This is a genomic window from Streptosporangium pseudovulgare, from assembly GCF_014648055.1.
In the GTDB taxonomy this organism is placed as follows: domain Bacteria; phylum Actinomycetota; class Actinomycetes; order Streptosporangiales; family Streptosporangiaceae; genus Streptosporangium; species Streptosporangium pseudovulgare.
In genome coordinates, this window is record NZ_BMQJ01000017.1 from 94,781 (window position 1) to 121,117 (window position 26,337).

Consider the following 26,337-nt stretch of genomic DNA (forward strand, 5'->3'; position numbering starts at 1 on the left):
GCCGGTAAGGTCGCGAGCATGGGTACGCGTCTGGATCTCACACAGGACGTCGGCGCGCTCACCGCGCGGATCGTGGACGTCGAGTCGGTCAGCGGTCACGAGAAGGCGCTGGCCGACGCGGTCGAGGAGGCACTGCGGGCGCTGCCGCACCTGACCGTGCACCGCGACGGAGACGCGGTCGTCGCCCGCACCACGCTGGGCCGCGGCGAGCGGGTGGTGATCGCCGGGCACATCGACACCGTGCCGGTCGCCGGCAACCTGCCGAGCCGGGTCGAGGACGGCCTGCTGTACGGCTGCGGCGCCTCCGACATGAAGTCCGGCGTCGCGGTCGCGCTGCGGCTGGCCGCCGCGCTGCCGGAGCCGAGCCGGGACGTCACGTACGTCTTCTACGACTGCGAGGAGATCGAGGTCGAGCGCAACGGCCTGCTCCGGCTCAGCCGACGGCACCCCGACTGGCTCGCCGGGGACTTCGCGGTGCTCATGGAGCCCACCGACGGCGTGATCGAGGGCGGCTGCCAGGGCACGCTGCGGGCGCAGGTCATCACCCGCGGCAAACGCGCGCACAGCGCCCGGTCCTGGCTCGGGGTCAACGCCGTCCACGCGGCCGGCCCGGTCCTCGCGATCCTCGACGGCCACCGCGCCCGGCGGCCCGTCGTGGACGGGCTGGAGTACCACGAGGGCCTGAACGCGGTCGCGATCAACGGCGGCGTCGCCGGCAACGTGATCCCCGACGAGTGCGTGGTCACCGTCAACTACCGCTTCGCCCCGGACCTGTCGCTGGAGGCGGCCCAGGAGCACGTGCGCGAGGTGTTCGACGGGTTCGAGGTCCACTTCACCGACGGGGCGCCCGGCGCGCGGCCCGGCCTGTCCCACCCGGTGGCCGCGGCCTTCCTGTCGGCCGTCGGCGGCGAACCGCGGGCCAAACTCGGCTGGACCGACGTCTCGCTCTTTTCCGGTCTCGGCGTTCCCGCGGTGAACTACGGGCCTGGTGATCCCAATCTCGCGCACCAGCGGGGGGAGTACGTCGCGCTGGAGAAGATCTTCGAGTGCGAGCGCAGAATGCTCGACTGGCTGGGCTGACGGCCGGCATGCCTGCCTGGCTGGGCTGACGGCCCGCCCGGCGACCCGGACGGGCCGGGCCCAAATGAAAGTGGCTTTCCTCGTCGGCCATTTGACGGGGAAAGCCACTTTCAGTCCCGAGCAGCACCCTCGGCGGTTAGACGCGCGTTCGGCGAAATCCGGTTCCGTGTTCGCCAGGAGATTTTTCAAGATTTTTGTTGAACGGGCTAGCGTGTTCGGCATGAAGAAGACACGCCCGGAACGCCGGCAGGGGGCATCCCTGGTGCGCGGCGCCCTCGTTTCCGATTCCACCCACGACCAGAGGCTCCTCGACCGCAGGGGACCGGCGGACTGGCTGCACATGGATCCCTGGCGGGTCATGCGCATCCAGGCGGAGTTCGTGGAGGGCTTCGGACAGCTCGCCGAACTGCCCCAGGCGGTCACCGTCTTCGGGTCCGCGCGGACCAAGGAGGGCACGCCCGAGTACGAGATGGGCATCGAGCTCGGCCGCAAGTTCTCCGAGGCGGGCTACGCCGTGATCACCGGGGGCGGGCCCGGCTGCATGGAGGCGGCCAACCGGGGCGCCAGGGAGGCGGGCGGCGTCTCCGTGGGCCTGGGCATCGAGCTCCCCTTCGAGCAGCAGATGAACGAGTACGTCGACCTCGGCATCGAGTTCCGCTACTTCTTCGTCCGCAAGACCATGTTCGTGAAGTACGCGTGCGGGTTCGTGACGCTCCCCGGCGGCTTCGGCACGATGGACGAGCTGTTCGAGGCGCTGACCCTGGTGCAGACCCGCAAGGTCACCTCCTTCCCCGTGGTGCTCATGGGCACCGAGTACTGGGGCGGCCTGCTCGACTGGATGAGGACCACCCTGGTGGGCTCCGGAAAGATCTCCCCGGCCGACGTCGACCTGATCTACGTCACCGACGACGTGGACGAGGCCGTACGGATCATCACCGACGCCGACCGGAACCGGTCGCGGCAGCTCCAGGACGAGGAGCGGGCGGCCGCGGACACCGTCGGCGACGCCCAGTAAAAGAAGCGTCGTAAGGTCTCAACGTGTTCGTATGCGTATTCCTGGCGTCGAGCCAGAAGATCGACGCGAAGTATCTGACGTTGGCGGAGGAGGTGGGGGCCGAGATCGCCCGGCGGGGACACACACTCGTCAGCGGCGGCGCCAGGGTCTCCTGCATGGGCGCGGTGGCCCGCGCCGCCCGCGCGGGCGGCGGCCGCACCATCGGGGTCATCCCCCAGGCCCTGGTCGACATCGAGGTCTCCGACGAGGACTCCGACGAGATCGTCGTCACCACCGACATGCGGGAGCGCAAGGGCGTCATGGACGCCCGGTCCGACGCGTTCCTGGTGCTGCCCGGCGGCATCGGGACGCTGGAGGAACTGTTCGAGATCTGGACGGCGCGCACGCTCGGCCTGCACGACAAGCCGCTCGTGGTCCTCGACCCCTGGGGGCTCTACGCGCCGCTGCGGCAGCTCGTGGACAACCTGCACGAGGCGGGCTTCACCCGGCCGAACGTCTTCGACGCGATCTCCTGGGCCACCACGGTCGAGGAGGCGTTCCAGCACCTGGAGAAGCGGACGCGGCACCTGGTGCCGAGCCCCGAGGAGATCGGCGAGTCCACGCCGTAGACACCCGACCCGGCCTGGCCCGGCCTCAGGCCAGGCCGCGGCGGGTCAGCGCGGGCGGGCGCCGCCCGGCGAGGGCGTCGGCCATCTCGGCGGCCTGCCGTACCGGGCCGGGGCGGGTCGTGCGCAGGACCCGCGCCCCGGCCCAGACGCAGACCGCGGCCACGGCCAGCTCCGCGGCATCCTCGGCGGCGTCTCCGACCAGGGCCGCGGGGGTCACGACCACGGTGTGCCCGGCGCGGGCCAGCCCGGCGATCTCGGCGACGGAACGGGCCTCCACCCAGCCGGGATCATCCGGATCTCCGGGGCCGATCACCACAAGAGCTGCCATGACCCCAACCTTAGATCAGGGGAGTTGTGGCACGATTCGTATGTGCTGGTCGTACTCGCGCTCGCGCTCGCCGCCATCGCCATACTCGCCGGTGTCTGGGCGGTCGCCACGGGACGGGGTGACGAACTGGGGGAGTTCACCCCGGACGTCCCGCCGCTCGGCCTGCCCGAGGCAGGGCAGCTCGGCGCGGTCGATCTCATGGCGCTGCACCTGCCGGTGAGCCTCGTCGGCTACCACACCGAGAGCGTGGACGAGGCGCTGAACCGGGTCGCCGCCGCGCTGAGCGAGCGCGACACCCGGATCGCGGTGCTGGAGCAGCGGGTGTCGGAGCTGCTGGCCGGCCGGCTCAAGGCCCGCCAGGAGGCCTACGCCGGGCCGCTGAGCGGTCCGCGCACCGAGCACGAGCCCGAGGCGCCGTGGGGCGCCACGGAGCTGCTGGAGACCCATCCGGAGGAGCTGGCGGCCCCCGGCGGTCCCCCGGACGTCCCCGCCGTGCCGTACGGCGACCGGGTGACCGGGAGCGGTGCCCGGCCCGCCCTCCTGGCTGAGGACGGCCCGGAGGCCGAGGACGGCCCGGAGGAGGCCGCCGCGGACGGCGAGGGCGGCGAGACCGGTGGGACCGGCGCGGCCCCGGAGCCCGGCGGCCGCCCCGCCCACGGTGACCGAAGCGATCGGGAAGACCGGGACGACCGGGACGGTCAGGCGGGCGGCGACGACCGGGACGGCCGGACCGGCGAGCACGACCGGGCCGACGGGGCCGACGGGGCGGGCGAGGACGACCGGCCCGGCCAGGATGACAGGAGCGACCGCGGCGACCGGAACGACCGCGGCGACCGGGAAGTGCGGGAGGCGCGATGACCGAGCCGGTGCGCTGCGGCTGGGCCGGTTCGGCCCCCGAGTACATCGCCTACCACGACGACGAGTGGGGCCGCAGGGTCGAGGGCGACGATCCGGTGTTCGAGCGGCTGACCCTGGAGGCGTTCCAGTCCGGCCTGTCGTGGATCACGATCCTGCGCAAGCGGGAGAACTTCCGGGCGGCCTTCGCCGGGTTCTCCATCCCCGCCGTGGCGGCGTTCGGCCCGGCCGACGTCGAGCGCCTGATGGGCGACGCCGGCATCGTCCGCAACCGCGCCAAGATCGAGGCCGCCGTCGCCAACGCCCGGGTCGCGCTCGACGTGGGCCTGTCCGAGCTGGTCTGGCGGTACGCCGACCCCGGAACCCCGGTCCCGAAGACCCTGGCCGACGTGCCCGCCCAGACTCCCGGTTCGAAGGCGCTCGCCAAGGAGCTCAGGGCGCGCGGGTTCCGCTTCGTCGGCCCCACCACCGCCTACGCGCTCATGCAGGCCATCGGCCTGGTCAACGACCACCTGGCCGACTGCTGGGTCCGCGACGCCTGCCGCTGACCTCCGGTCCCGCCCGCCGCCGGGCCGTGCCGCCCCGGTGAGCCCTCCCGGACCCGGCTCGGCACGGATCAGTTCCGCGCGTCCAGGGCCGTTCCATACAGACGGGACACCCGGAGCCTGATCACCACGCGCCGGTCCTTCACCATCTGTTCGAGGAACGCGGTCTCGTCCGCTCCGTGGTCGGGCGGTTCCGGTGGCCGGGCGCGGCGGTCAGGCGACGAGGGAGACCTCGCCGTCGTGCTCCGCCGTCACGGCCCGCGTGTCCCCGGTCCGGCGCAGTACGGCGAGCGTCACCAGGACGGCCGCCACGAGCAGGCCGGCGGAGGTTGCGAAGGCCAGGTGGTAACCGCCGGTGAGCGCGGCGGCCCGGCTCTCGCCGTTCCCGAGCAGCTCCTCCGTGCGGGACGCGGCCAGCGTGGACAGGACCGCGACGCCGAGGGCCATGCCGATCTGCTGGGTGGTGTTGAAGAGGCCGGAGGCCAGGCCCGCGTCGTCCTCGCGCGCACCGGACATGCCGAGCGTGGTCAGCGCCGGGAGGACCAGTCCGCCGCCCGCGATCAGCACCATCACCGGCAGCAGGTCGATCGCGTAGCCCGCGTTCACCGGGACGCGGGCCAGCCACAGCATGGCGGCCAGCAGCATGAGCAGGCCGCCCAGCAGGACGGCGCGCGCGCCGAACCGTGCGCTGAGCCGCGCGGAGACGAAGAGGGAGACGGCGCCGATGGACACCGCGGCGGGGAGCATCGCCAGGCCGGTTTCGAGGGCGCCGTACCCGAGGACCCGCTGCATGTAGAACGCGACGAGGATCTGGAAGGCGAACATCGCCGACAGCGCGAGCATCTGGACGAGGTTGCCCCCCGCGACGTTGCGCGAGCGCAGGACGCGCAGCGGCATGAGCGGGGTTCCCGCGGTGGCCTGGCGGACGACGAACCCGGCGAGCAGGGCGAGCGAGACGGCGCCGAGGCCGAGCGTGGGGGCTGAGAGCCAGCCGTGCTCCTCGACCTTGACCACCGTGTAGATCCCGAGCATCAGTCCCGAGGTGACCAGCGCGGCGCCCGCGACGTCCGCCCCGGCGGAGAGGCCGAGCCCGCGGTCACGCGGCAGCGCCGGGATCGCCAGGGCGATGGTGAGCAGCCCGATCGGCAGGTTGATCAGGAAGATCCAGTGCCAGTCGAGCAGGTCGGTGAGCACTCCGCCCAGCACCTGCCCGAGCGAGGCGCCCACCGCGCCGGTGAACGCGAAGACCGCGATCGCCTTCCCGCGTTCCCGCTCCTCGGTGAACAGCGTCACCAGGATGCCGAGCACGACGGACGAGGCCATCGCGCTGCCGACGCCCTGGCCGAACCGTGCCGCGATGAGCAGGCCCTGGCCGTCCGCGACCCCCGCCAGCACGGAGGCCGCGGTGAACACCGCGTTCCCGGCCAGGAACATCTTCTTGCGGCCGACCAGGTCGCCCAGCCGCCCCGCCAGCAGGAGGAGCCCGCCGAACGCGACGAGGTAGGCGTTGACGATCCAGCTGAGGCCGGCGGGCGAGAAGCCCAGGTCCCGCTGGATGGCGGGCATCGCGACCGTCACGATGCTGCCGTCCAGGATCGTCATCAGTCCCGCGGCGGACAGCACGCCGAGGGCCAGGGGTCTGCGAGGGGATGCGAACGACACGGGTCGTCTCCTGTTCCGTGGGGCAACAGGAGAGACGCTAACAGATTGTTTTGTTGTGGACTATCCCTAATGGACCTGATCTGTTCTCGCCTAGCGGCCCTCGAAGACGGGCCGCTCCTTCCTGAGGAAGGCGCGGGTGGCGTTGACGTGGTCGTCGGTCCTCGCGCACTCGTCCTGGAGGACGGCCTCCTGGTCCAGGGCGTCCGGCAGGGAGGCGCCCGCGGCGAACGCCAGGGCCCGCTTCGTGGCCCCGTAGGCGCTCGTCGGGCCCTGCGCCAGCCGTACGGCCAGCTCCCGGGCGGCGGCGTCCAGCTCGGCGGCCGGGACGACCCTGGAGACGACCCCCAGCTCCAGCGCGCGGGCCGCGTCGAGCGGTTCGCCGAGCAGCAGGAGCTCGGCCGCGCGGGCCGGGCCGACCAGGCGCTGCAGGGTCCACGAGGCGCCGGAGTCGGGGGCCAGGCCGATTCCGGTGAAGGCCATGGCGAACCTCGCCTTCTCGGAGGCGATCCGCAGGTCGCAGGCGAAGGCCAGGGAGGCGCCCGCCCCGGCGGCGACACCGTTCACCGCGGCGACGACCGGCTTGTTCATCTCGGTGATCGTCCGGACGATCGGGTTGTAGTGGGCCCGCACGGTGTCGTTCAGCCCCTGGCCCGCGTCCAGGGAGGCCGCGTGCTCGGCCAGGTCCTGGCCCGCGCAGAACGCCCGGCCCGCGCCCGTCAGCAGCACCGCCCGCACGGCGGGGTCCTGCGCGGCCCGGGTCAGCGCGTCCAGCAGGGCGGCCTTGGCCCGCAGGGTCAGCGAGTTCATCGCCTCCGGCCGGTTGAAGGTGATGGCGGCGACGCCGTCGCCGACGGCGTAGAGGACGTCGTTCACGTCGTTCACGAAGCTGGCTCCTTGGCTTCCTGCGGTTCGGTGAGGGTGAGATGGCGGTCGACGAACGCGGCGGCGGCCGGCAGGAGCCGGGCGGCCTCCCGCTCGAAGTAGGCCCGCGCCTTCTCCCCGGGCCAGCCGGGCGGCAGCAGGGCGGCGGGCAGCCCGGGGTCGCGGAACAGGAAGTTGCGCCAGCCGTGCACGAGCCTGCTGCGGGTGGCGAACACCCGGTCGCCGGAGGCGTCCGCGGGCAGCCCGCCGACGAGGTCGACGGCCCGGGACAGCCACTCCTCGTAGGCCGCCCCGACGCCGTCCAGGTCCCAGGCACGGGCGGCCAGCGCCGCGGGGTCGCCGTCCAGCGCCGCCTCGAACCGGTCGGCCCGCGCGCCCTCGGCGGCGAGGACCCCGTCCAGCTCGGGGGAGGGGCGGGGCCCGATCCAGGTGCTCTCCGTCAGGGGGGCGTACCCGATGAAGGCGAGGTCGGCCCGGAGCCGCTCCCGCCGGGGCCGCTCGCGCACCGGTTCCACCACGAGGATGTGCCACCGGCCGTTCCACGTGATCGTCTCAACTCGGTAAATTCTCATGGCCGTCTCGTCGAGGCGGCGCACGCACTTGGCGGTGGCCTCGTAGCCGGGCCCCTGGGGCAGTCTGGCGGGGGAGAGCCAGCCCTGCCGGACCATCCGGGAGACGGCGGTGCGGACGGCGGGACCGGCGATGTCCAAGGGTGCGAGCAGCCGGACGAGGGCCGCCACGGACGCGCGGTCGCCCCGGGAGCGCAGATGGTCCCCGTACAGATCGAACAGTGCGGCGCGGGCGTTCACGGGGACAAGTCTGGTCGCCGGACGGGGTCACGGACAACGGTGCCGATTGCCGGATGAGTCGAAGGGGAGGCTGATCGTTACCATTCCGAGCGCGGAGGCGGGATAATAGGACATCACAGAAGACGTGAATGCGTCGGCCACCCTCGGGTCTGACGGAGATCCGGAGCCCGAAGCAGGAAGGGATACACGCATGGCGGCTATGAAGCCGAGGACCGGCGATGGTCCGCTGGAGGTCGTCAAGGAAGGCAGGGGGATCGTCATGCGTGTTCCCCTCGAAGGCGGCGGCCGGCTCGTCGTCGAACTCTCGGCGGACGAGGCTGCTTCCCTCGGTGAGGAACTGAAGAAGGTCGTCGGCTGATCCCGATCCGAAACGGCGGTGCCACCGGGTCCTCCTGAGCGCTCCCCAGGGGAGCATGACGCCCGCCACGACCCGCGCGACCGCGACCGATGAACGCATGACCACGGCCCTGGCCGCCGGACCGCCCGAAGAGGCGGCTCGCGCCGGGGCCGTGGTGTTGTCCCCGGCTGACTGACTGGAGTGCTTTCCATGCCCATCTCCCCGTGTTCCCTCGTCCCCCGGCCGCCGGCGGGCCTCGGCCTGCCCGACGCCGGACCGGCCGGCGCGTCCGCCGAGGGGGGTGAGCGGGTCGCCGGGGACGCCGGGCTGCTGGCCGTGCCGTTCGGCCCGGACCTCGCCCTCCAGGAGGCCGCGGCCGGGGTCGCGCTGCCGGTGCCGGTGGCCGCGCTGCTGGCCCACCACCGGGCCAAGGGCGAGGCCGGGGAGATCGTCGAGGTGTCCGTCGCCGACGGCGACTCCGTCGGCCGGGTGCTGCTGTACGGCGTCGGCGACGGCTCGGCCGACGCGCTGCGCAAGGCGGGCGCGGCCGTGGCCCGGCGCGGCAGGGGCCGCGACGGGCTGCGGGCCGTGCTGCCCGAGGGTCCGGTCGAGGCGTTCGTGGAGGGCGCGCTGCTGGCGACCTACACCTTCCGCATGGGCGAGCCGCAGAAGCCCGGACCGGTGGAGCGGATCGAGTTCGTCGGCGAGGGGGCCGAGGCCGCCGTGGAACGGGGCGAGACGGTCGCCCGGGCGGTGGCGCTCGCCAGGGACCTCGCCAACACCCCGGCGTCGGTGAAGTCCCCCGCCTGGCTCGCCGAGCGCGCCCTGGAGCAGGGGGTCGCCGCGAAGGTGTGGGACGCCGAGGCGCTGCGCGCCGAGGGGTTCGGCGGCATCCTCGCGGTCGGCCAGGGTTCGCCCAACCCGCCGCGCCTGATCCAGCTGTCGTACGAGCCGGAGGGCGCCACCGAGCACGTGGTGCTGGTCGGCAAGGGCATCACCTACGACAGCGGCGGCCTGTCGCTCAAGCCCACCGAGGGCATGAAGTTCATGAAGACCGACATGGCCGGCGGCGCCGTCGTCATCGCGGTGCTGGGCGCGCTGGCCGCCCTCGGCGCGCGGGTCCGTGTCACCGGGTTGATCGCCGCGGCCGAGAACTCCTTCTCCGGCTCGGCCCAGCGCCCCTCCGACGTGATCACCCAGTACGGCGGGCGGACCGTCGAGGTCCTCAACACCGACGCCGAGGGGCGTCTGGTGATGGCCGACGCGCTGGCCTACGCCGACGCCGAGCTCGACCCCGACGTCATGGTGGACATCGCCACGCTGACCGGAGCCATCGGCATCGCCCTCGGCAAGGGGCTGGGGGCGCTCTTCGCCTCCGACGACACCCTGGCCGCCGGCCTGGCCGCGGCGGGCGAGACCTCCGGCGAGCGGCTGTGGCGGATGCCGCTGATCGACGACTACGCGCCGGCCCTGAAGTCGTCCGTGGCCGACCTGGCCAACGTCGAGGCCGGGTCCACCTACGGCGCGGGCTCCATCACCGCGGCGCTGTTCCTGCGCGAGTTCACCGGCAAGCGCCCCTGGGCGCACCTGGACATCGCCGGCGTCGGGCGCAGCACCGCCGACGAGGGCGTCTTCGCCAAGGGCGCCACCGGGTACGGCGTGCGCCTGCTCCTCGCGTGGCTGACCGGCCGGTGAGCCGGGCCGGGTTCCGCGGGGACCCGCGGAACCCGGGACCCGTCCTACGGGTCCCGGCCGTGGCGGGGACCCGCGGAGCGGGGCCTAGTCGTCGAGCTTGACCGCGGCCAGGACGCCCTCGCCGAGAGGGATCATCAGCGGGCGCAGCCGTTCGTCGGACTGCACGAGCTTGCCCAGCTCCCGCATGGCGACGGCGTCCGGGTCGCGGTGCGCCGGGTCGGCGATCCGGTGGCGCGGGAGGGCGTCGCCGAACACCACGATGCCCCCGCGGCGCAGCAGGCGCACCGCCTCGGCCAGGTAGTCGACGTACTCCTGCCGGGAGCCGTCGCAGAAGACCAGGTCGTAGCCGCCGTCCGACAGGCGGGGCAGCACGTCGAGCGCCCGGCCGGTGATCAGCCGGACGCGGCCGCCGGAGAAGCCCGCCTGGGCGAAGACCTCCCGCGCCAGCCGCTGGTGCTCCGGCTCCACGTCCACGCTGGTCAGCGTGCCGTCCTGGCGCATGCCGCGCAGCAGCCACAGGCCGGACGCCCCGCAGCCGGTGCCGATCTCCACGACGGCTCGGGCGTTGATGGCCGTGGCCAGGAAGCAGAGGGCCGCGCCGCCTCCGGGCGGGATCGGAGGTGCTCCCACCTCCGCGCCGCGCTGCCGCGCGGTGCGCAGAATCTCGTCCTCCGTGTGGAACCCGTCGGCATAGGCCAGAGTGGCCTCCAACGGACTTGTCGGCGACTCTGCCATCGGCCTCTCCTCCCGCTTTCTCCGTACACAGTCAGGCAGTGGGGCCCATAGTCCATATAGGCACTGGGTCGCAGCCTAAGGGAGCCGGGCCGGATCGGGAACTCATGTCGCCCGCGGTGCGTTGCACGGTTTAAGCGGCCTTTGCCGGTCCTCAGGACTGGCAGTGCACATGAGGGGGCGAAACCAGGCACTATGGCGATAGCGGTGGTCCCGGAGAGAGGAGTGCCGGTGGAGGATCCCAACCACCAGGCAGACGCTCCCGTGTCCGAATGGACACCTCCCACCTGGGAGGAGGTGGTCCGCACTCATTCCGCCCGCGTCTACCGGCTGGCGTACCGGCTGACCGGCAACGTCCACGACGCGGAGGACCTCACCCAGGAGGTCTTCGTCCGGGTCTTCCGGTCCCTGTCGAACTACACGCCCGGCACTTTCGAGGGCTGGCTGCACCGCATCACCACCAACCTGTTCCTCGACATGGCGCGCCGCAGGCAGCGCATCAGGTTCGAGGGTCTCGCCGACGACGCCGCCGAGCGGCTGCGCGGGCGTGAGCCGTCGCCGGCGCAGGCGTACGACGACACCCACCTGGAGCCCGACATCCAGGCGGCACTCGACGCGCTCGCGCCGGAGTTCCGCGCGGCCGTCGTTCTCTGTGACATCGAGGGGCTGTCCTACGAGGAGATCGCCGCGACGCTGGGGGTGAAGCTCGGCACCGTCCGCAGCCGCATCCACCGCGGGCGGGCGCAACTGCGTGACGCGCTGGAGCACCGCGCGCCCAGGGGCGACCAGCTTCCCCCGACCATCACCCGCGGGGAGGAGTTCGCATGACCGGTCTCAGTCGTGACGGACATCACCGCGGGCCGCTTGGCAAGGAGTGCGCATGAGTCATCTTGGAGAACGCGTTTCGGCGCTGGTCGACGGTGAGCTGAACCACCACGAGCGCGACCGCGCCCTGTCGCACCTCGCCTTCTGCGCCACCTGCCGGGCCGAGGTCGACGCCGTGCGGGCGCTCAAGACCCGGTTGCGGTCCCTGGACGGTCCGGCCGTGCCCGCCGACCTGTCGATGTCGCTGCTGAGGATGGCCGAGCCCGGCGGCCCGTTGCCGCCGCGCGAGCGGCCCTTCCCGTCCGGGCGGACCTTCGGCGGCGCGCCGATCCCGAGCATGCACAGCGTGGCCCCGCCGGACAACCGGCCGCGAGGCCGCGCCCCGGGCGCCCGACGGTCCAGGAGGTTCGGCTACGTCGCGGTGGGCGTCGCCTCCGCCGCGGTGGCGATCGGCACGATGTTCGCCGTGAACGGCTCGACCCCGGCCACGCACGTGCCGCCGGCCGACATGTTCGCCAACCACCACCGGCAGGTCGCGCCCTCGGGTACGGCGACGCCGACCCCGTCGCCCACCGTTCCCTGATCTCCGCGCGGACCGGCTCCGGTCCGCGCCCGTGACGACGCGCCGCCAGGTCCACCGGGCGGCGCGTCGCCGTGTTCCGGGACCACGCCGAATTCAATCCCCTTTGCCGGATTTGATGGGAAAAGTTCCATGGCTGGCATGCCGGGCGGCGCAACGGGCATACGATCTGGATCCGGGACTCAGCCGAGCAGGAGACGATCTGGGCGAGTGGAGGTCATGTCTACACCGTCTGCGCGGGCGTTCCGGCCGGCATGGCCGACACCGCAGCGGTGGCGCCGCCGCACGGGCCCGGACCGGGCCGCCGCACCACTCGGGGGAAGGCGCGAGCCGTTCACCCTTCTGTTCCGATCCCTTCGGGAAGGCACGTTTTACATCTCTCGTATGCCGCTCAGGGGAGGATTGCCGGATCGTTCCGGTGAGCGGCCTCGTGCGAGGCAAGGAGTGGTGAATATTCGATGACCGACGAGACCCGCCCCCACGAGGCGAACGACGCCGAGGGGCGCACGCCGTCGGGCTTCGCCGACGACAGGGGGGCCGCCCCCGAACCCTCTCGTCCGGACTTCCTGCCCGCCGGAGAGGCGCCGCCGTCCGGCGGCGAGCCGCCGCGCGGCGACGGCTGGAACCGGCTGGGAGACCCCGGTCAGCCTGGTCAGGCCGGGCAGTCGGGTCAGTACGGCGGGCCGGACCCGCACGGGCAGCGGAACCCCGGCGAGCACCCCGGGCCCGCCGAGCGGCCCGGGTGGCCGGAGACCGGCGAGTGGGCGGCCCGGCCCGGGGAGGGCGGCCATGACCCGGCTCACAACCCCGGCCAGGACCCGGCTCACCATCCCGGCCAGGACCCGAACCGGAACCCCGGCCAGGGGCCCGGCCCCGCCGGCGGCTGGGGCGACCCGTCGGGCAGGGCCCACCAGGACACGGCGATCTTCACCACCCCGGCCGGCCCGCCTCCTCCGCCGGAGCACGCGTTCGGCATGGGCCCCGGCTGGGCCCCGCCCCCCGGCCCTCCGATGGGCGGCGCGGTCCCCGGCGGCAGGCGCGGGCCGCGCACCGGCACCCTTGTCATCCTGGCCGTGGTGATCGCGCTGCTCGCCTCGACGCTGGGCAGCCTCGGCACCTACCTCCTCACCCGGTCCGCGGCCTCCGGCACCGACCCGTCCTTCAGCCTCGGCAAGCCGCCGAACGGCTCCTCGGCCCGGCCGCCGGACTCGATCGCGGGCGTGGCCGCCCGGGTCCTGCCCAGCGTGGTCTCGCTGGCGGTCAGCGGCGGCTCCGGGGCGAACACCGGCTCGGGCTTCCTGATCAAGGGGGGCTACGTGGTGACCAACAACCACGTGGTCGCCGGGGCCGCGAACGGCGGTGAGATCCAGATCCAGTTCAGCAACCGCAAGTCCACCCCGGCCCGGATCGTCGGCCGCGACCCCGAGTCCGACCTCGCCGTGGTCAAGCCCGACGACACCTTCGGCGCCCCCCAGGCCACGCTCGGCAACTCCGAGAACGTGGTCGTCGGAGACCCGGTCGTGGCCATCGGCTCCCCGCTCGGCCTGACCGGCACCGTCACCTCCGGCATCGTCAGCTCGCTCAACCGCACCGTGCAGGCGGGCGAGGAGAACAGCTCCGACACCACCTGGTTCAGCGCGATCCAGACCGACGCCGCCATCAACCCCGGCAACTCCGGCGGCCCGCTGGTCAACGCCAACGGCGAGGTCATCGGGGTCAACTCGGCGATCGCCACGCTCGGCAGGTCGCTCGGCGGCCAGAGCGGCAGCATCGGCCTCGGCTTCGCCATCCCGGTGAACCACGCGCGCCGGGTCGCCGAGGAGCTGATCAGCACCGGCGTCGCCAAGAAGTCGCGGATCGGCGTCACCATCGACCAGACCTACCAGGGCGCGGGGGTCCGGATCGCGAGCGAGGCCGAGCGCGGCGCCCAGCCGGTCGAGCCGAACGGCCCCGCCGACAAGGCGGGCCTCAAGCCCGGCGACATCATCATGGAGGTCGACGGCACGGTGCTCCAGGACGGCAGCGAGCTGATCGCGGTGATCCGCAACAAGGCGCCCGGCGAGAAGGTGACGGTCAAGTATCAGCGCGGTGGCCGGGAGAAGACGGCCGTCGTGACCATCGGCACCGCGACCGCCCAGCCCTCGCCCAGCCCCTCCTGAGGCGGCGACGGACGGGTGCGGGCTCAGGTGCGGGGACATTAGTCTGGAAGCTCCCGGGGTGTGTGCCCCGGGAGCCGCCCGGCGTTGCCCCGTTAGGAGATCACAGTGTTCGGACTCGGCTGGCCTGAGATCGTGGCGCTCGTGGTCATCGGTCTGCTCGTCTTCGGCCCGGAGAAGCTGCCGCAGGCGGCCGCCCAGGCGGGCCGCACGCTGCGCAACCTGCGGCAGATGGCCAACACCGCCAAGCAGGACCTCCGGACCGGGCTGGGGCCGGAGTTCGCCGACTTCGACCCGGCCGACCTGAACCCGAAGAACTTCGTCCGCAAGCACCTCACCGGCGAGCTGGAGGACGACTGGAACGGCGCCTCCGCGGCGGCCACCGCCACGGCCACGCCGGCCCCCGCCGGCTCCTACGCCGCCCAGGCGGGCGGCGAGCTGGGATACGGCGAGATCCCGCCGTACGACTCCGAGGCGACCTGACCCGGGGAGGGCCGTCGGCCCGGGACGACGAGAAAGAGGAGGCGCCCCCGCCGAAGGGGGCGCCTCCTCTTTCTCATCGTCCGGGCCTTTTCGCCGTTCCGGTCCTCCGCCGTCCCGGGATCCGGCTGCCGCGTCAGCGGCCCCGGGTCGGGGAGATGCCGAGCTGCATGCCCCTGAGGCTGCCGGCCCGCTTGCCCAGGCCGTTCGCGATGCGGATCAGCTCGGCGGCGGCCGGGGCGTCGGGGTCGCTGAGCACCAGCGGCTTGCCCGCGTCGCCGCCCTCACGCAGCCGCATGTCGATCGGCACCTGGCCGAGCAGCGGCACGCGCGCGCCGAGGGTGCGGGTGAGCGCGTCGGCGACGGTCTGGCCGCCGCCCTCGCCGAACACCGAGATCCGCTCGTCGCAGTGCGGGCAGGGCAGCCACGACATGTTCTCGATGACGCCGGCGATCTGCTGGTGCGTCTGCACGGCGATGGACCCGGCGCGCTCGGCCACCTCGGCGGCGGCCTGCTGCGGGGTGGTGACCACGAGGATCTCCGCCGACGGCATCCGCTGCGCCACCGAGATGGCGATGTCACCGGTGCCCGGGGGCAGGTCCATCAGCAGCACGTCGAGGTCGCCCCAGTAGACGTCGGCCAGGAACTGGTGCAGCGCCCGGTCGAGCATCGGGCCGCGCCACACGACCGGGGTGTTGCCCTCGGGCTTGAACATGCCGACCGAGATGACCTTCATGTCGTGCGCCACCGGCGGCATGATCATGTCTTCGACCTTGGTGGGCCGCTCGGAGACGCCGAGCATGCGCGGCACGCTGTGGCCGTAGATGTCGGCGTCCACGACGCCCACCTTGAGGCCGCTCGCGGCCATGGCGGCGGCGAGGTTGACGGTGACGGAGGACTTGCCGACACCGCCCTTGCCCGAGGCGACCGCGAACACGCGGGTCAGCGAGCCGGGCTTGGCGAAGGGGATCTCCTTCTCCGGGCCCCGGGCGCCGCGCAGCTTGGTCTGCAGGGCCTTGCGCTGCTCGGGGCTCATGACGTCCATCTCCACCTGGACGCCGGTCACGCCGTCGATCCGGGAGACCGCGGCGGTGACGTCGCGGGTGATGGTGTCCTTCAGGGGACAGCCCGACACCGTGAGGAAGATCCCGACACGCACCACCCCGGCGGGGGAGATGTCGACGCTTTTGACCATGTCGAGTTCGGTGATCGGCCGACGGATCTCAGGATCGTTGACGGTCGCGAGGGCGGCCGTCACCAGTTCCGGGGTAGGTGCCATCGAAGTGTCGGCAACGACCGTCACCCTGGGGCGACGGGGTGCCGTCCCTCCTTGTCTATGATCGTCCGGGCGGGTCGTGCGGGCGGGTGCCCGTGCGTCGCGACGCCCAGCGGCTGGGCGAGGAGCCGCTCCCCGGGGGGAGCGGAGAAGAGGTCACGGCCCATGGTATGAACCCGGGGTCGTCACGGGGAATTCCGGGATCCGGCGGTGAGCGCCGAATTCGGGAGATCCCCTATGTAGATGCATGTGCAACGTTCTAAGGTTACCCCGTGACCGTGACGGCGGGCGAGCCAAGAGAGGCCACCGGCCCCGGTGGGTCCGAGGGCTCCGGGGGCCCCGGGGGACCGGAGCTCTGGCGCATGCTCCAGAGGGCGCAGGCGCGCATCACGCGGGCGCTGGAGGCCGAGCTGCTGCTCGGGCACGACCTGGCCCTGGCCTCCTACGACGTGCTGACCCGGCTGGCGGAGTCGCCGGACCGGCGGCTGCGGATGAACGACCTGGCCGACCGGGTGCTGCTGTCGCGCAGCGGCCTGACCCGGCTCGTCGACCGCCTCCAGCGAGACGGCCTGGTCGAGCGGGAGGCGTGCCCCGACGACGCCCGGGGCCTGTTCGCGGTCCTCACCGACGACGGCGCCGTACGGCTGGCCGAGGCCACCCCCACCTACCTGCGCGGGGTCCACGCCCACCTGCTGGGCGCGCTCGGCGCCGACGAGCTGAGCCGGTGCGCGGCCGTGCTCGCCAGACTCGCCGGGCCGCCGTCCGGCGAGGGGTGACGCGGCCGGGCGGGTGACACGGCCGTGCCGGACCGGCCCGCGCCGGGCGTCCCGCGTCAGGACTCCTGCAGCTCGTCCTGCAGCCGCTGGAACTCCGAGCGGATGTAGTCGCGGGTGGCCACCTCGCCCAGCGCCAGGCGCAGGCCGGCGATCTCCCGGGTGAGATACTCCACCTCCGCCTGGTTGCGCTCGGCGGCGGCGCGGTCGAGCTCGTTCTGGATGCGGTCCCGGTCGTCCTGCCGGTTCTGCGCGAGCAGGATCAGCGGCGCGGCGTAGGAGGCCTGGAGCGACAGCATCAGGGTCAGGAAGATGAACGGGTAGGGGTCGAAGCGCCAGCCGCGCGGCCCCAGGACGTTCCACCCGAGCCACACCGTCACGAAGACGGTCATGTACACGAGGAACCGGGCGGTGCCGAGGAACCGGGCGAACCGCTCGGCCATCCGCCCGAACGTCTCGGGGTCGTACTGCGGGCGCAGCCGCGGCCCCGTCTCCCGGGGCAGGTCGAGCCGGTCAGTCATGCTCGCCGCCGGGCTCGCGGTACTGTTCGCGCCAGTCGTCGGGGAGCATGTGGTCCAGGACGTCGTCCACGGTGACGGCGCCGACGAGGCGGCCCGCCTCGTCCACCACCGGCACCGCCATCAGGTTGTAGGTGGCGAGGTAGAGGGTCACCTGGCGCAGCGTGTAGCCGGGCTTGATCGGGTCGATGGAGGTGTCCATGACCGCGCCGAGCAGGGCCGACGGGGGCTCGCGCAGCAGTCGCTGGAAGTGGGCCAGGCCGAGGTAGCGCCCGGTGGGCGTCTCGATGGGCGGGCGGGCGACGTACACCTGCGCGGCCACGGTCGGGGTGATCTCCCGCTGCCGGATGTGGGCCAGGGCCTCGGCGACCGTCGCGGTCGGCGGGAGCACCACCGGCTCGCTCGTCATCATGCCGCCCGCGGTGTCCTCGGGATAGACCAGCAGCCGCCGTACGGAGGCCGCCTCGTCCGGCTCCATCAACGCCATGAGCGCGTCGGCGTCCTCGGGCGGCAGCTCCTGCAGCAGGTCGGCGGCATCGTCGGGGTCCATCTCCTCCAGCACGTCGGCGGCGCGGGCGGGCTTGAGGCGGCTCATGATGCCGATCCGGTCGCGCTCCGGCAGCTCCTCCAGGACGTCGGCGAGCCGTACGTCGTCGAGGGCCGAGGCCACCTCGATCCGGCGCTTGTCGGGGAGGTCGTGCAGGGCGCCGGCCAGGTCGGCGGCGCGCATCGTCTCGAAGGCGACCAGCAGGTTGGCCGCGCCCTGGTCGCGCTGCACCGCGCCGAGTCCCCTGACCTCGGACCAGTCCACGATCCTGGTCGGGCCGCGCCTCCGCCGCCGCAGTCCCCGGGGCGGGCCGCCGCGGACCACCGCCACCTTCGTGATCGACCACTCGGCGCGGCCGGTCTCCTCCATGGCGAGGTCCAGGACCGTCATCCGCTCCCCGCCGACCTCCACCTCCAGGTCGAGCATCTCGCCGATGGCCAGGGACTCCGAGGCCCGCTGCTCGAACCGCCGCACGTTGATCTGGCCGCTGAAGACGACCGCGCCGGCCTCGAACCCCCGCACCCTGGTGATGGGCAGGAAGACCCTCCTGTGCGCCTGGACCTCGACGACCAGTCCGTGCACGCGCGGCGGGGCCGTGCCGGAGATGGACACGACCACGTCCCGCACCCGCCCGACGCGGTCCCCGGCCGGGTCGAAGACCGCGACCCCGGCCAGGCGCGCGATGAAGATCTTCACATGTGAAGCGTAGGTCGCGCTTCGGATGGGCCGGTTCAAACGACGCTCACATTTCGGACGGCCCCTTGCCGCGGACCGGAGCGCCGTGACAGCATCAAAACCTTGAAACGGTAGTTACACGGAGGCTGACTATGAGGCGTGCCGCCCTGTCGATCGCGGTCGCGTCGTCCTGCTCCTTCGCCTTCTCCGGCACCATGGCCAAGTACCTCGCGGACGGCGGCCTGTCCCCGATGGAGTCGGTCTGGGTGCGGATGGCGGGGTCCGCCCTGCTGCTCCTCGGCGTCCTCGCCCTGGTCCGGCCGGGGGCGCTGCGCATCCCGCGCTCGCGGCTGCCGTTCTTCGTGGTGTACGCCGTGGTCGCGGTGGCGGGGGTGCAGGCACTGTACTTCGCGGCGATCACCCGCCTGCCGGTGGGCGTCACCCTGCTGATCGAGTACACCTCGCCGGTGCTGGTGGTGCTCTGGGTGCGGTTCGTCCGGCGGGTACGGCTGCCGCGCGCCGCCTACCTGGGCGCCGTGGTCGCGGCCGTCGGGCTCGCCGTCGTGGTCGAGGTGTGGGCGGGCCTGGCCCTCGACCCGCTGGGCCTGCTGCTCGCCTTCGCGGCGGCGGCCTGCTGCGCCGGGTACTTCCTGCTCAGCGACGGCTTCGGCGACGACATCGACCCCCTCGGCCTGATCGGCTGGGGACTGTTCGGCGCGGCCGTGGCGCTCGTCCCGCTCTCCCGGCCGTGGGACATCCCGTGGCGGGCGTTCACCCGGACCGCCGACGCCGGCGGCGGCCTCGCGCTGCCGGTGTGGGCCGCGACGCTCTGGCTGATCGTGATCGCCACGGTCGCCGCCTACGTCCTGGGCGTCATCGCGATCCGGCGGCTGTCGGCCGCGGTCGGCGCCACGGTCGCCACGCTGGAGGTCATCATCGGCGCGGTGGTCGCCTGGGTGCTGGCGGGCGAGGCGCTCGGGTTCTTCCAGATCGCCGGCGGCCTCGTCGTCCTGACCGGCGCCTACCTGGCCCAGCGGGCCACCGGGGACCTGCCCCAGGCGGCGGTGGAGGCCCCGGAGCCGGCCCGCGCGGGGTGACCGGGCGGACCGGCCCGGCGGGGCCGGCGGAGGGCCGGGAGGCCGCCTCACGGGGCGTCGGCCGCACCGTCGAGCCGGTGCCGGTCTCCGCTCAGGGAGCGGGTTCGCGGGGCGTCAGCCGTACCACCCGGGAACCCGCGGCCCAGCGGGCCGTCAGCCCCGCGCCGTCGGCGGCGTTGAGCCGCTCCTTCGCCAGCGCGGCCACCGCCTCCGGGGCCCGCTCCTGGTCCACCACCTCGACGTCCGCGTCGAAGGAGACCAGCCTGGCGCCGTTGTCCTTGCTGCGCAGGGTCACCCGGACCTGCCCGGCCTCGGTCAGGCCGGGCAGGTCCTGCTCACCGCCGCCGGTCACCACGTAGATCGCGCCGTCGTGCCAGACGTGCCAGGCGAGCCGGGGCCGGTCCAGTGAGAGCCACAGGATCCCCGACTTCTTGGCGCCCTCTTCGATAACACCCATGCGGCGAATGTACGGCCCCGCGCGTCCCGCGGCCGGATCAGCGGCGGGAGAGCCGCCAGGCGGCCGGGAGCATGCCGGCCGCGATCGCGATCTTGGCGGCGTCGCCGAGCAGGAAGGGGATCACGCCGGCGGCGAGCGCGGGGCCCAGGCCCAGCCCGGTGACGGCCATCAGGACCGGCAGGCCGAACGCGTAGATCACCAGGTTGCCGAGGACCATCGTGCCGACCGTGCGGGCGGCGGTGCGGTCGCCGCCGCGCTCGGCGAGCTTGCCGACGAGGGCGGCGGCGGCGATGAAGCCGACGACGTAGCCGAACGTGGCCCCGCCGAAGCCCGAGGTGCCACCCTGGAACCACGGCACGCCCGCGACGCCGACCACGGTGTAGAGGATCATGCTGAGCGCCGCGCGGTTCATGCCGAGCGCCGCGCCGACGAGCATGACCGCGAAGGTCTGGCCGGTGACCGGGACGGGCCACATGGGGACGGTGAGCTGCGCGGCGAGCCCGGTCAGGACCGCTCCGCCGGCGACGAGCGCGACATCCCGCACCCGGGACCCGGGGATGAGGTCGGACAGTACGGCGGGCCGGACCGCCGGAGAAGCGTTTGCCATCGTTCTCGTCTCCCTTTGCTGAAGCTTGGTTCCTCATTATTCGGACATCGCCGGCGCGGGGTGTACAGGGGCACCACCAAGAACGAGGGTGAGACTTTGTATGACCGCCATAGCCCGGGGTCCGGCGCTCCGGGGCGGCGGCGGCCCGTTACGGTGTCGCCATGCGCTCCCGACGTTCGTGTCTCGCGGTCCCCGGCAGCAACCCGCGCTTCCTGGAGAAGGCCCAGGGCCTCCCCGCCGACGAGGTCTTCCTCGACCTGGAGGACTCCGTCGCGCCGCTGGCCAAGGAGGAGGCGCGCCGGAACGTCGTGGCGGCCCTGCGCGAGGGCGACTGGTCGGGCAGGACGCGGGTCGTGCGGGTCAACGACCTGGGCACCCGGTGGACCTACCGGGACGTCATCGAGGTCGTGGAGGGGGCGGGCGAGTTCCTCGACTGCCTGATGCTGCCGAAGGTGGAGGACGCCTCCCAGGTGGCCTGGCTGGACGTCCTGCTCACCCAGATCGAGAAGGCGAACGGCCTGCCGGTCGGCCGGATCGGCATCGAGGCGCAGATCGAGAGCGCCCGGGGCCTGGTCAACGTGGACGCCATCGGCGGCGCCTCCCCGCGCCTGGAGACGCTGGTCTTCGGCCCGGCCGACTTCATGGCCTCGATCAACATGCGGACCATGGTCGTCGGAGAGCAGCCCGCCGGCTACACCGAGGGCGACGCCTACCACTACATCCTGATGCGCATCCTCATGGCGGCCCGCACGCACGGCCTGCAGGCCATCGACGGCCCGTACCTCGCGATCAGGGACCTGGACGGCTACCGCCGGGTGGCGGCCCGGTCGGCGGCGCTCGGCTTCGACGGCAAGTGGGTGCTGCACCCGACGCAGGTCGAGGCGGCCAACGAGGTGTTCTCGCCGTCCCAGGAGGACTACGACCGGGCCGAGCTGATCCTCGACGCCTACGAGTACTACACGACGGTCGAGCGGCGCGGCGCGGTCATGCTCGGGGACGAGATGATCGACGAGGCGTCCCGGAAGATGGCGCTGGTGGTCGCGGCCAAGGGGCGGGCCGCCGGGCTGGTCCGCACCGAGTCCTTCACCCCGCCGTCCGCTTGATCCGGGCGGGCCGGCCGGAGCGCGAGGGTCGGCCGGAGCGCGAGGGCCGGGCGGCCGGGCCGGAGGGGTGCGCGGGTCGTGGCGGGTGGGTGGACGGTGTTTCGGTCCGCCGAGATTCCGGAAATATGGCCCTAAAAGATGACGTTTCCGGCGGGTCACGCGTAAATCTGACTAGAGAGGTCTCGCCAGCGCGGCTCCGGCGTGCTGCTCTGGACTGTGTACGGTTCCGGCCCCGGCCGCCCGCCCGGCGGAGGTGATCGTTTCGGCGGAACGGGGTAGGAGTAGGGTCCCGTGGGTTTCGCCGCCCGGCTGGTGATCGCGGCGGGGTGCCACGGGGACGGCTGGAACGGTCCGGGAGGGCGATCCCGGGCCGAGACGGGCTTCCTGCGAGGAGGTGCTGAGCGTGGTCCCGGGCCCCCACGACCCGCGCTCACCGGAACGGCCGCCGGACGACGGCGCCGGTGACGAGGCGTTTCCCGGGGGCGGCACCCGCCGCCCCGAGGACTTTCCGCCCACACTCCAGCACTTCCCGCCCGGCCCCTCCGACGACGGCCCCAGGGGAATGCCGCTGGCCTCCCCCTGGATGCTCCCGCCGTTCGCCGCTCCCGTCCCGGAGGAGGAGCCCCTGCGGGCGCGCCCCGAGGGGCTGGGCGGTGAGCGCCGCCGCCCGCACACGCGCCCCTACTCCGCCTCCCGCGACGGCGCCCCCGGAGATCCCGCTCCCGGCGCCGTCTCCGAGGACCGGGACCGGGACGGGGACGGGGACGCCGTGCCACGTCCCGTCCCTCGCCGCGCCGTACGGCCCGACATGCTCGTGGCATCCGGCCCGCCGCGGGTGCCGGGCGCCTCTCCGCGGGCGACGCGTTCCGTGGAGCAGGTGCGTTCCGTGGCACCCATGGCACCCACGGCACCCACGGCACCCACGGTCGAGGCTCCCTCGGCCGAAGCGCCCGTGGCCGAGGCGGCCGGGGAGGGTGAAGCGCACGCCGTGTCCGATGACGACTTCGAGCCGGTGCGCCGCGTGGGGCGCCCCCCGGGCGGCCGCCCGGCCCGGCCCGACCTGCTGGTCGCGCAGGGCCCGCCCGGCAGGCGCGGGCCGGGCGGCGGCAGGCACCACCGCTCCTCCCCGCCGCCCTCGGCCGTACGCCGCTCCGGCCCGACACGGCGCAGGAGCGTGCGCGGCCTGGTCGTCCCGGTCGCGGTCGTCATGGTCCTCGCCGTCGCGGTCGCCGGGGGCCTGGCGCTGTGGGGATGGGTGGGCGACCCCTTCGGCACCGGGCTGCGGCTGGTCGGCGACGAGAGCGGCTCCGGCGACTCCGTCTTCGTCGCGCAACCCGAAGCCGGGGGCACCGGCTCCAGCCAGGTGCTCAACGCCGTGGTGGCCGACGGCTCGACCGTGGTGGCCGTCGGCAGCGACACCACGAGCCCGGTGCCCAGGCCGCTCTTCCTCGTCTCCACCGACGGCGGCTCGACCTGGCGGCTCGGCAGGGTGAACGGGCCCGCGGGCTTCCAGGGCGGACCGACCGCCGTCGGCGCGGTGGCGGGCGGCGACGGCCGCTGGCTGGCCGCGGGCAACGACCTCCTCGGCACCGGCCAGGGCCTGTGGACCAGCGCCGACGGCTACGAATGGACCGCGGTGGACCCCGCCGGAACGGGCGCGTTCACCGTCGGCGACAAGGTCATGGAGCTGGCCAGGACGTCCTCCGGCTTCGTCGCGGTCGGCACGGCCGTGCTGCCGGACGGCACCGCCGGGGCCGTCGCCTGGGTCTCGCCCGACGGGCGCGGCTGGAGCAGGGTGGACACCTCGAAGATCGGTGCCCCGGACAAGGTCCGGGGCCTCAAGGCGGTCGTGGCCAGGGGCGACGCCGTGGTCGCGCTCGGCGACCCGGGGCAGGGGCGGTCGTCCTCGGTGATCCTGCGCTCGGCCGACGGTGGGCGGACCTGGCTGCGGACGGGGACGGAACTGGACGGCGTCATCCCCGAACCCGGCACGCTCGCCGCCTCCGCCGGCGGGTTCGTGCTCGTCCCGGCCCAGCAGCGCGGCGAGAAGGGCGACGTCCAGGTCTACTGCTCCTCGCAGGGCGACGACTGGAACCGGTGCGGCAAGATCACCGGAATGGACTCCGACGGCGCCGGCGTCCGGCGGCTGACCTCCTCGCCGCAGGGGGTCGCGGCGATCGCCGAGACGGGCTTCGAGCGCTACGCCGTCTACACCAGCAAGGACGGCCACGACTGGGCCAGGTCCACCGACCTCGGCGAGGTCCCCGGCTCGCTGCGGGCGGTCGCCGTATCCGGCACCGGCACGCTCGTCGTCGGCGGTGACGAGCGCGCCGCCGACGTGGACAACCGGCTGATCCTCATCACCGCCCCCAGGGGAGGCCGGGCCGCGCCGGTCCCGCTGGGCGGGATCGAGGGACTGGCCAGGGCCGAACGGGAGACCGCCCGGGTGGCGGCCGGCGAGGGCGGGTTCGTCGCCGTCGGCACCGCCTCCGGCGACGCGGGTGTCTGGACCAGCGCCGACGGCCAGGGCTGGACGGCCGCCGGCCCGGCGCAGGCCCTCGGCGGCCCGCGGCGCCAGTCGCTCGCCGACGTCGCGCAGGGCAGGCACGGCTGGCTGGCCGTGGGCGGCACCATGACCGACGCCTCCTCCACCGAGCCGCTGCTCCTCACCGCGGCGGGCGGCGCCGGCTGGCGGCGGGTCCCGATCGCGGGTCCCCTCGCCCCCGCGGCCGACCACGACTTCCTCGCCCCGCACGCGGTGGCCGCCGGACCCTCCGGCTACGTCCTGGCCGGGGAGGACCGCGGCCCGGCCGGGAGCGTCCCCGTCCTGTGGTTCACCCCCGACCTCAAGCGCTACACCAGGGCGGAGAAGCTGCCCGCGGGCGGCAGCGGGGTGCGGCTGCACGACGTCTCGGCGACCTCCACCGGCTACGTGGCCGTCGGCGGCGCCGGCACCGCCGGGCACGAGACCGGCGTGGTCTGGGTGTCCGCCGACGGCACCGACTGGACCGCGCGCAAGCCGCTCCTGCCGCCGGGGGCGACGTCGGCCGGGCTGCGCCACGTCGTCCTGCACGGCGGGAGCGTCGTCGCGACCGGCACCGCCCGGACCGACCAGGGCGACCGGCCCTTCGGCGCGGTGTCGGCCGACAACGGGACGACCTGGCGCGTCTCCTGGCTCCCGGCCGGCCGGGCCGCCGCCGTACAGGATCTGGCGGCCACGGACGACGGTGTGGTGGCGGTCGGCTGGGACGGCGCCCCCGGCGAGGGCGACAGCGCGGTCTGGACCTCCGAGGACGGGACGACCTGGCGGCGGCACGACCCCGACCAGGGCAACCAGAGCGGCGAGGGGGCCCAGTGGCTCGGCGCGGTCGCGATCGCCGGGGACCGGGTGGTGGCGCTGGGCCGCTCCACCACCTACGACGCCGACCACCTCACCGTGTGGCGCTCGACGCTCACCGCGGGGCGGTGACCGGTCGCTTCGCCGTACGGCGTCGGGCGCTCACCGGGGAGCGATGACCGACCACTCGGTGAGGGCCGCGAGCAGGCCGGTGGTCAGCGGGAGCCGGGCCAGCTCGCCGGGGGAGAACCAGCCCGCGTCGGCGGCGTCGTCGCCGGCCGCGAGGGTGCCGCCGCGCACCTCCGCGAGGTAGTCGCGGATCTCGTAGACGGCGCCGCCGGGCCCCGGCCGGTCCACCGAGCCGGCCAGGCGGCCCACGGCGACCGTCAGGCCGGTCTCCTCCAGCACCTCGCGCGCCACCGCCTCGGCGTCGGACTCGCCGGGTTCGACCCGGCCGCCGGGCACCGACCACAGGCCCTCGCCGGGCGGACGCCCCCGGCGCACGAGGAGCAGCCGCCCCGAACCGTCAAGGATGATCGCGCCCACACAATTTACCCGCACGTTGACAAGATTACGGCCGGATAACGAGCCGTGCCCTTGACGGAGGGGGCGTCGAGGACGCACCGTGGGTAGTCGTGAGAGCCGCGCCTACCTGCCCACGGTGTTTCGGGCCGCTCCGCGCGCCCAGCGTCTGGTCGAGCGCCTGGAGATGCGCCCGGCACGGCGACGTCCTGCCGATGCAGGCGCCGATGCGCCCCTCCGCCGCCGCCGTCGAGGCCGTCACCCGCGACGCCCAGGTGCCCGTCTGGCTGCCCTGGCCGCTGCCGCAGGGGTTCCTGGTCACCGGACTGGCCGAGGCCGGAGACGACCGCACCGGGGCCAGGGCCACCGTGGTCGCGCTCTCCGGGCCGTCCCTGACCCAGGGGCCGGCCGACATGCTGGTGATCGCCGAGGAGCCCGGCGTCGGGCTGGGCGCGGGGCTCGCCGGGCTGGACGGCCCCGACCCCGGCACGGGGCTCGACGAGGGCCCGGCGCACGCCAAGATCGACATCAACGGGCGGCCGACCCCGCTGTGGTGCGTGGCGGGCGCGCCCGACCGCGCGGTGTACGCCGGGGAGGCGCTGGGCAACTGGCTGTGGCTGGTCGTCTGGCCGTCCGAGGCGGGCTACCTCGTCACCCTGTACGAACTGTCCCTGCGCGACCTGCGCGACCACGACCAGGCGCTGGATCTGCCGTTCGGCGCGTTCTCCCCGCGCCTGGGCGGCGAGGGACCGGCGGAGAGCGGCGAAGAAGGCTGACGAGAACGAAGAGGGCCGAGGAGACGGGGCCCCCGGCGGCTTACGGGTAAAGTTCGGAAG

The 26,337-nt window shown here is 73.8% G+C and carries 27 protein-coding genes; 16 read left to right on the top strand and 11 right to left on the bottom strand.

What is annotated here, in order from left to right; genetic code table 11:
* Window positions 1–18: 18 nt before the first annotated feature.
* From dapE to IEZ10_RS29335, 3 genes are all read left to right on the top strand, one after another.
* Window positions 19–1,080, top strand: a complete 1,062-nt coding sequence (dapE, locus tag IEZ10_RS29325) for a succinyl-diaminopimelate desuccinylase (protein ID WP_189249762.1) — start codon at window positions 19–21, stop codon at window positions 1,078–1,080.
* A 220-nt stretch (window positions 1,081–1,300) separates the two neighbouring features.
* Window positions 1,301–2,095, top strand: coding sequence for an LOG family protein (locus tag IEZ10_RS29330; protein WP_189249763.1), 795 nt, complete (start codon window positions 1,301–1,303; stop codon window positions 2,093–2,095).
* A gap of 23 nt (window positions 2,096–2,118) precedes the next feature.
* A complete protein-coding gene (locus tag IEZ10_RS29335; RefSeq protein ID WP_189249764.1) occupies window positions 2,119–2,703 on the top strand; it encodes an LOG family protein in 585 nt (194 codons plus the stop codon).
* A gap of 25 nt (window positions 2,704–2,728) precedes the next feature.
* Here IEZ10_RS29335 and IEZ10_RS29340 read toward each other — a convergent pair whose 3' ends face one another.
* Window positions 2,729–3,031 (bottom strand): hypothetical protein, encoded by a 303-nt coding sequence (locus IEZ10_RS29340; protein WP_189249765.1) that lies wholly within the window; start codon window positions 3,029–3,031, stop codon window positions 2,729–2,731.
* A 42-nt stretch (window positions 3,032–3,073) separates the two neighbouring features.
* Between IEZ10_RS29340 and IEZ10_RS29345 the strand changes: the two genes are divergently transcribed.
* Window positions 3,074–3,889 (top strand): hypothetical protein, encoded by an 816-nt coding sequence (locus IEZ10_RS29345; RefSeq protein WP_189249766.1) that lies wholly within the window; start codon window positions 3,074–3,076, stop codon window positions 3,887–3,889.
* Entirely contained in the window at window positions 3,886–4,434 is a 549-nt protein-coding gene (locus tag IEZ10_RS29350; protein WP_189249767.1) for a DNA-3-methyladenine glycosylase I, read from the top strand. Before IEZ10_RS29345 ends, IEZ10_RS29350 begins: the two co-directional genes overlap by 4 nt.
* Window positions 4,435–4,644: 210 nt before the next feature.
* On the opposite strand, the gene IEZ10_RS29355 is transcribed toward IEZ10_RS29350, so the two are convergent.
* The 3 genes from IEZ10_RS29355 to IEZ10_RS29365 all read right to left on the bottom strand — a co-directional run bounded on the left by IEZ10_RS29355 (window position 4,645) and on the right by IEZ10_RS29365 (window position 7,784).
* Window positions 4,645–6,093 (bottom strand): MFS transporter, encoded by a 1,449-nt coding sequence (locus IEZ10_RS29355; RefSeq protein ID WP_229811762.1) that lies wholly within the window; start codon window positions 6,091–6,093, stop codon window positions 4,645–4,647.
* Between the two features lie 90 nt (window positions 6,094–6,183).
* Window positions 6,184–6,966: an enoyl-CoA hydratase-related protein gene (locus IEZ10_RS29360; RefSeq protein WP_189249826.1), complete on the bottom strand. Its 783-nt coding sequence runs from the start codon at window positions 6,964–6,966 to the stop codon at window positions 6,184–6,186.
* Window positions 6,967–6,971: 5 nt separating this feature from the next.
* The gene (locus tag IEZ10_RS29365; protein ID WP_189249768.1) at window positions 6,972–7,784 is read right to left on the bottom strand and encodes a PaaX family transcriptional regulator; all 813 of its coding nucleotides are present in this window, start codon (window positions 7,782–7,784) and stop codon (window positions 6,972–6,974) included.
* A 190-nt stretch (window positions 7,785–7,974) separates the two neighbouring features.
* Here IEZ10_RS29365 and IEZ10_RS29370 point away from each other — a divergent pair, with 190 nt between their 5' ends.
* Both IEZ10_RS29370 and IEZ10_RS29375 read left to right on the top strand, forming a co-directional pair.
* Window positions 7,975–8,142 (top strand): DUF3117 domain-containing protein, encoded by a 168-nt coding sequence (locus IEZ10_RS29370; RefSeq protein ID WP_189249769.1) that lies wholly within the window; start codon window positions 7,975–7,977, stop codon window positions 8,140–8,142.
* 189 nt (window positions 8,143–8,331) lie between these two features.
* Window positions 8,332–9,816 (top strand): leucyl aminopeptidase family protein, encoded by a 1,485-nt coding sequence (locus tag IEZ10_RS29375; protein ID WP_189249770.1) that lies wholly within the window; start codon window positions 8,332–8,334, stop codon window positions 9,814–9,816.
* A gap of 84 nt (window positions 9,817–9,900) precedes the next feature.
* On the opposite strand, the gene IEZ10_RS29380 is transcribed toward IEZ10_RS29375, so the two are convergent.
* Window positions 9,901–10,551, bottom strand: coding sequence for an O-methyltransferase (locus IEZ10_RS29380; RefSeq protein WP_189249771.1), 651 nt, complete (start codon window positions 10,549–10,551; stop codon window positions 9,901–9,903).
* Window positions 10,552–10,743: 192 nt separating this feature from the next.
* On the opposite strand from IEZ10_RS29380, the gene sigE reads away from it, so the two are divergent.
* From sigE to IEZ10_RS29400, 4 genes are all read left to right on the top strand, one after another.
* Entirely contained in the window at window positions 10,744–11,376 is a 633-nt protein-coding gene (gene sigE, locus IEZ10_RS29385; protein ID WP_179825311.1) for an RNA polymerase sigma factor SigE, read from the top strand.
* Window positions 11,377–11,428: 52 nt separating this feature from the next.
* The gene (locus IEZ10_RS29390) at window positions 11,429–11,956 is read left to right on the top strand and encodes an anti-sigma factor family protein (protein WP_189249772.1); all 528 of its coding nucleotides are present in this window, start codon (window positions 11,429–11,431) and stop codon (window positions 11,954–11,956) included.
* Between the two features lie 455 nt (window positions 11,957–12,411).
* Window positions 12,412–14,112 (top strand): S1C family serine protease, encoded by a 1,701-nt coding sequence (locus IEZ10_RS29395; RefSeq protein WP_189249773.1) that lies wholly within the window; start codon window positions 12,412–12,414, stop codon window positions 14,110–14,112.
* Between the two features lie 105 nt (window positions 14,113–14,217).
* Window positions 14,218–14,592 carry a sec-independent translocase gene (locus IEZ10_RS29400; RefSeq protein ID WP_179825308.1) on the top strand — a complete coding sequence of 125 codons (375 nt, stop codon included), beginning with the start codon at window positions 14,218–14,220 and terminating at the stop codon, window positions 14,590–14,592.
* Window positions 14,593–14,725: 133 nt separating this feature from the next.
* Here IEZ10_RS29400 and IEZ10_RS29405 read toward each other — a convergent pair whose 3' ends face one another.
* On the bottom strand, window positions 14,726–15,868 hold the full coding sequence (locus IEZ10_RS29405) for an Mrp/NBP35 family ATP-binding protein (RefSeq protein WP_189249774.1): 1,143 nt from the start codon (window positions 15,866–15,868) through the stop codon (window positions 14,726–14,728).
* 269 nt (window positions 15,869–16,137) lie between these two features.
* On the opposite strand from IEZ10_RS29405, the gene IEZ10_RS29410 reads away from it, so the two are divergent.
* Entirely contained in the window at window positions 16,138–16,641 is a 504-nt protein-coding gene (locus IEZ10_RS29410) for a MarR family winged helix-turn-helix transcriptional regulator (RefSeq protein WP_229811763.1), read from the top strand.
* Between the two features lie 56 nt (window positions 16,642–16,697).
* Here the strand turns inward: IEZ10_RS29410 and IEZ10_RS29415 are convergent, their stop codons facing one another.
* Both IEZ10_RS29415 and IEZ10_RS29420 read right to left on the bottom strand, forming a co-directional pair.
* On the bottom strand, window positions 16,698–17,159 hold the full coding sequence (locus IEZ10_RS29415; RefSeq protein WP_189249775.1) for a DUF1003 domain-containing protein: 462 nt from the start codon (window positions 17,157–17,159) through the stop codon (window positions 16,698–16,700).
* Window positions 17,152–18,399 carry a magnesium transporter MgtE N-terminal domain-containing protein gene (locus IEZ10_RS29420; RefSeq protein WP_229811764.1) on the bottom strand — a complete coding sequence of 416 codons (1,248 nt, stop codon included), beginning with the start codon at window positions 18,397–18,399 and terminating at the stop codon, window positions 17,152–17,154. Before IEZ10_RS29420 ends, IEZ10_RS29415 begins: the two co-directional genes overlap by 8 nt.
* A gap of 131 nt (window positions 18,400–18,530) precedes the next feature.
* On the opposite strand from IEZ10_RS29420, the gene IEZ10_RS29425 reads away from it, so the two are divergent.
* Window positions 18,531–19,475 (top strand): EamA family transporter, encoded by a 945-nt coding sequence (locus IEZ10_RS29425; RefSeq protein ID WP_189249777.1) that lies wholly within the window; start codon window positions 18,531–18,533, stop codon window positions 19,473–19,475.
* A 91-nt stretch (window positions 19,476–19,566) separates the two neighbouring features.
* On the opposite strand, the gene IEZ10_RS29430 is transcribed toward IEZ10_RS29425, so the two are convergent.
* Together IEZ10_RS29430 and IEZ10_RS29435 are read right to left on the bottom strand one after the other, a co-directional pair.
* On the bottom strand, window positions 19,567–19,932 hold the full coding sequence (locus IEZ10_RS29430; RefSeq protein WP_189249778.1) for a hypothetical protein: 366 nt from the start codon (window positions 19,930–19,932) through the stop codon (window positions 19,567–19,569).
* A 37-nt stretch (window positions 19,933–19,969) separates the two neighbouring features.
* Complete coding sequence (locus IEZ10_RS29435) at window positions 19,970–20,539, bottom strand: biotin transporter BioY (protein ID WP_189249779.1); 570 nt, start codon at window positions 20,537–20,539, stop codon at window positions 19,970–19,972.
* A 161-nt stretch (window positions 20,540–20,700) separates the two neighbouring features.
* Between IEZ10_RS29435 and IEZ10_RS29440 the strand changes: the two genes are divergently transcribed.
* Together IEZ10_RS29440 and IEZ10_RS29445 are read left to right on the top strand one after the other, a co-directional pair.
* Window positions 20,701–21,642, top strand: a complete 942-nt coding sequence (locus tag IEZ10_RS29440; protein WP_189249780.1) for an HpcH/HpaI aldolase/citrate lyase family protein — start codon at window positions 20,701–20,703, stop codon at window positions 21,640–21,642.
* 403 nt (window positions 21,643–22,045) lie between these two features.
* Window positions 22,046–25,111 carry a sialidase family protein gene (locus IEZ10_RS29445; RefSeq protein ID WP_229811765.1) on the top strand — a complete coding sequence of 1,022 codons (3,066 nt, stop codon included), beginning with the start codon at window positions 22,046–22,048 and terminating at the stop codon, window positions 25,109–25,111.
* Window positions 25,112–25,141: 30 nt separating this feature from the next.
* On the opposite strand, the gene IEZ10_RS29450 is transcribed toward IEZ10_RS29445, so the two are convergent.
* The gene (locus IEZ10_RS29450; RefSeq protein ID WP_189249782.1) at window positions 25,142–25,540 is read right to left on the bottom strand and encodes an NUDIX hydrolase; all 399 of its coding nucleotides are present in this window, start codon (window positions 25,538–25,540) and stop codon (window positions 25,142–25,144) included.
* 74 nt (window positions 25,541–25,614) lie between these two features.
* Between IEZ10_RS29450 and IEZ10_RS29455 the strand changes: the two genes are divergently transcribed.
* The gene (locus tag IEZ10_RS29455; RefSeq protein WP_189249783.1) at window positions 25,615–26,277 is read left to right on the top strand and encodes a DUF6758 family protein; all 663 of its coding nucleotides are present in this window, start codon (window positions 25,615–25,617) and stop codon (window positions 26,275–26,277) included.
* Window positions 26,278–26,337: the final 60 nt, after the last annotated feature.

Bases quoted from the DNA above. Each gene is read 5' to 3' on its own strand.
- dapE (WP_189249762.1), top strand. From the start codon at position 19: ATGGGTACGCGTCTGGATCTCACACAGGACGTCGGCGCGCTCACCGCG.
- IEZ10_RS29330 (WP_189249763.1), top strand. From the start codon at position 1,301: ATGAAGAAGACACGCCCGGAACGCCGGCAGGGGGCATCCCTGGTGCGC.
- IEZ10_RS29340 (WP_189249765.1), bottom strand. From the start codon at position 3,031: ATGGCAGCTCTTGTGGTGATCGGCCCCGGAGATCCGGATGATCCCGGC.
- IEZ10_RS29350 (WP_189249767.1), top strand. From the start codon at position 3,886: ATGACCGAGCCGGTGCGCTGCGGCTGGGCCGGTTCGGCCCCCGAGTAC.
- IEZ10_RS29370 (WP_189249769.1), top strand. From the start codon at position 7,975: ATGGCGGCTATGAAGCCGAGGACCGGCGATGGTCCGCTGGAGGTCGTC.
- IEZ10_RS29375 (WP_189249770.1), top strand. From the start codon at position 8,332: ATGCCCATCTCCCCGTGTTCCCTCGTCCCCCGGCCGCCGGCGGGCCTC.
- IEZ10_RS29380 (WP_189249771.1), bottom strand. From the start codon at position 10,551: ATGGCAGAGTCGCCGACAAGTCCGTTGGAGGCCACTCTGGCCTATGCC.
- sigE (WP_179825311.1), top strand. From the start codon at position 10,744: ATGGCGATAGCGGTGGTCCCGGAGAGAGGAGTGCCGGTGGAGGATCCC.
- IEZ10_RS29390 (WP_189249772.1), top strand. From the start codon at position 11,429: ATGAGTCATCTTGGAGAACGCGTTTCGGCGCTGGTCGACGGTGAGCTG.
- IEZ10_RS29395 (WP_189249773.1), top strand. From the start codon at position 12,412: ATGACCGACGAGACCCGCCCCCACGAGGCGAACGACGCCGAGGGGCGC.
- IEZ10_RS29405 (WP_189249774.1), bottom strand. From the start codon at position 15,868: ATGGCACCTACCCCGGAACTGGTGACGGCCGCCCTCGCGACCGTCAAC.
- IEZ10_RS29415 (WP_189249775.1), bottom strand. From the start codon at position 17,159: ATGACTGACCGGCTCGACCTGCCCCGGGAGACGGGGCCGCGGCTGCGC.
- IEZ10_RS29425 (WP_189249777.1), top strand. From the start codon at position 18,531: ATGAGGCGTGCCGCCCTGTCGATCGCGGTCGCGTCGTCCTGCTCCTTC.
- IEZ10_RS29430 (WP_189249778.1), bottom strand. From the start codon at position 19,932: ATGGGTGTTATCGAAGAGGGCGCCAAGAAGTCGGGGATCCTGTGGCTC.
- IEZ10_RS29435 (WP_189249779.1), bottom strand. From the start codon at position 20,539: ATGGCAAACGCTTCTCCGGCGGTCCGGCCCGCCGTACTGTCCGACCTC.
- IEZ10_RS29440 (WP_189249780.1), top strand. From the start codon at position 20,701: ATGCGCTCCCGACGTTCGTGTCTCGCGGTCCCCGGCAGCAACCCGCGC.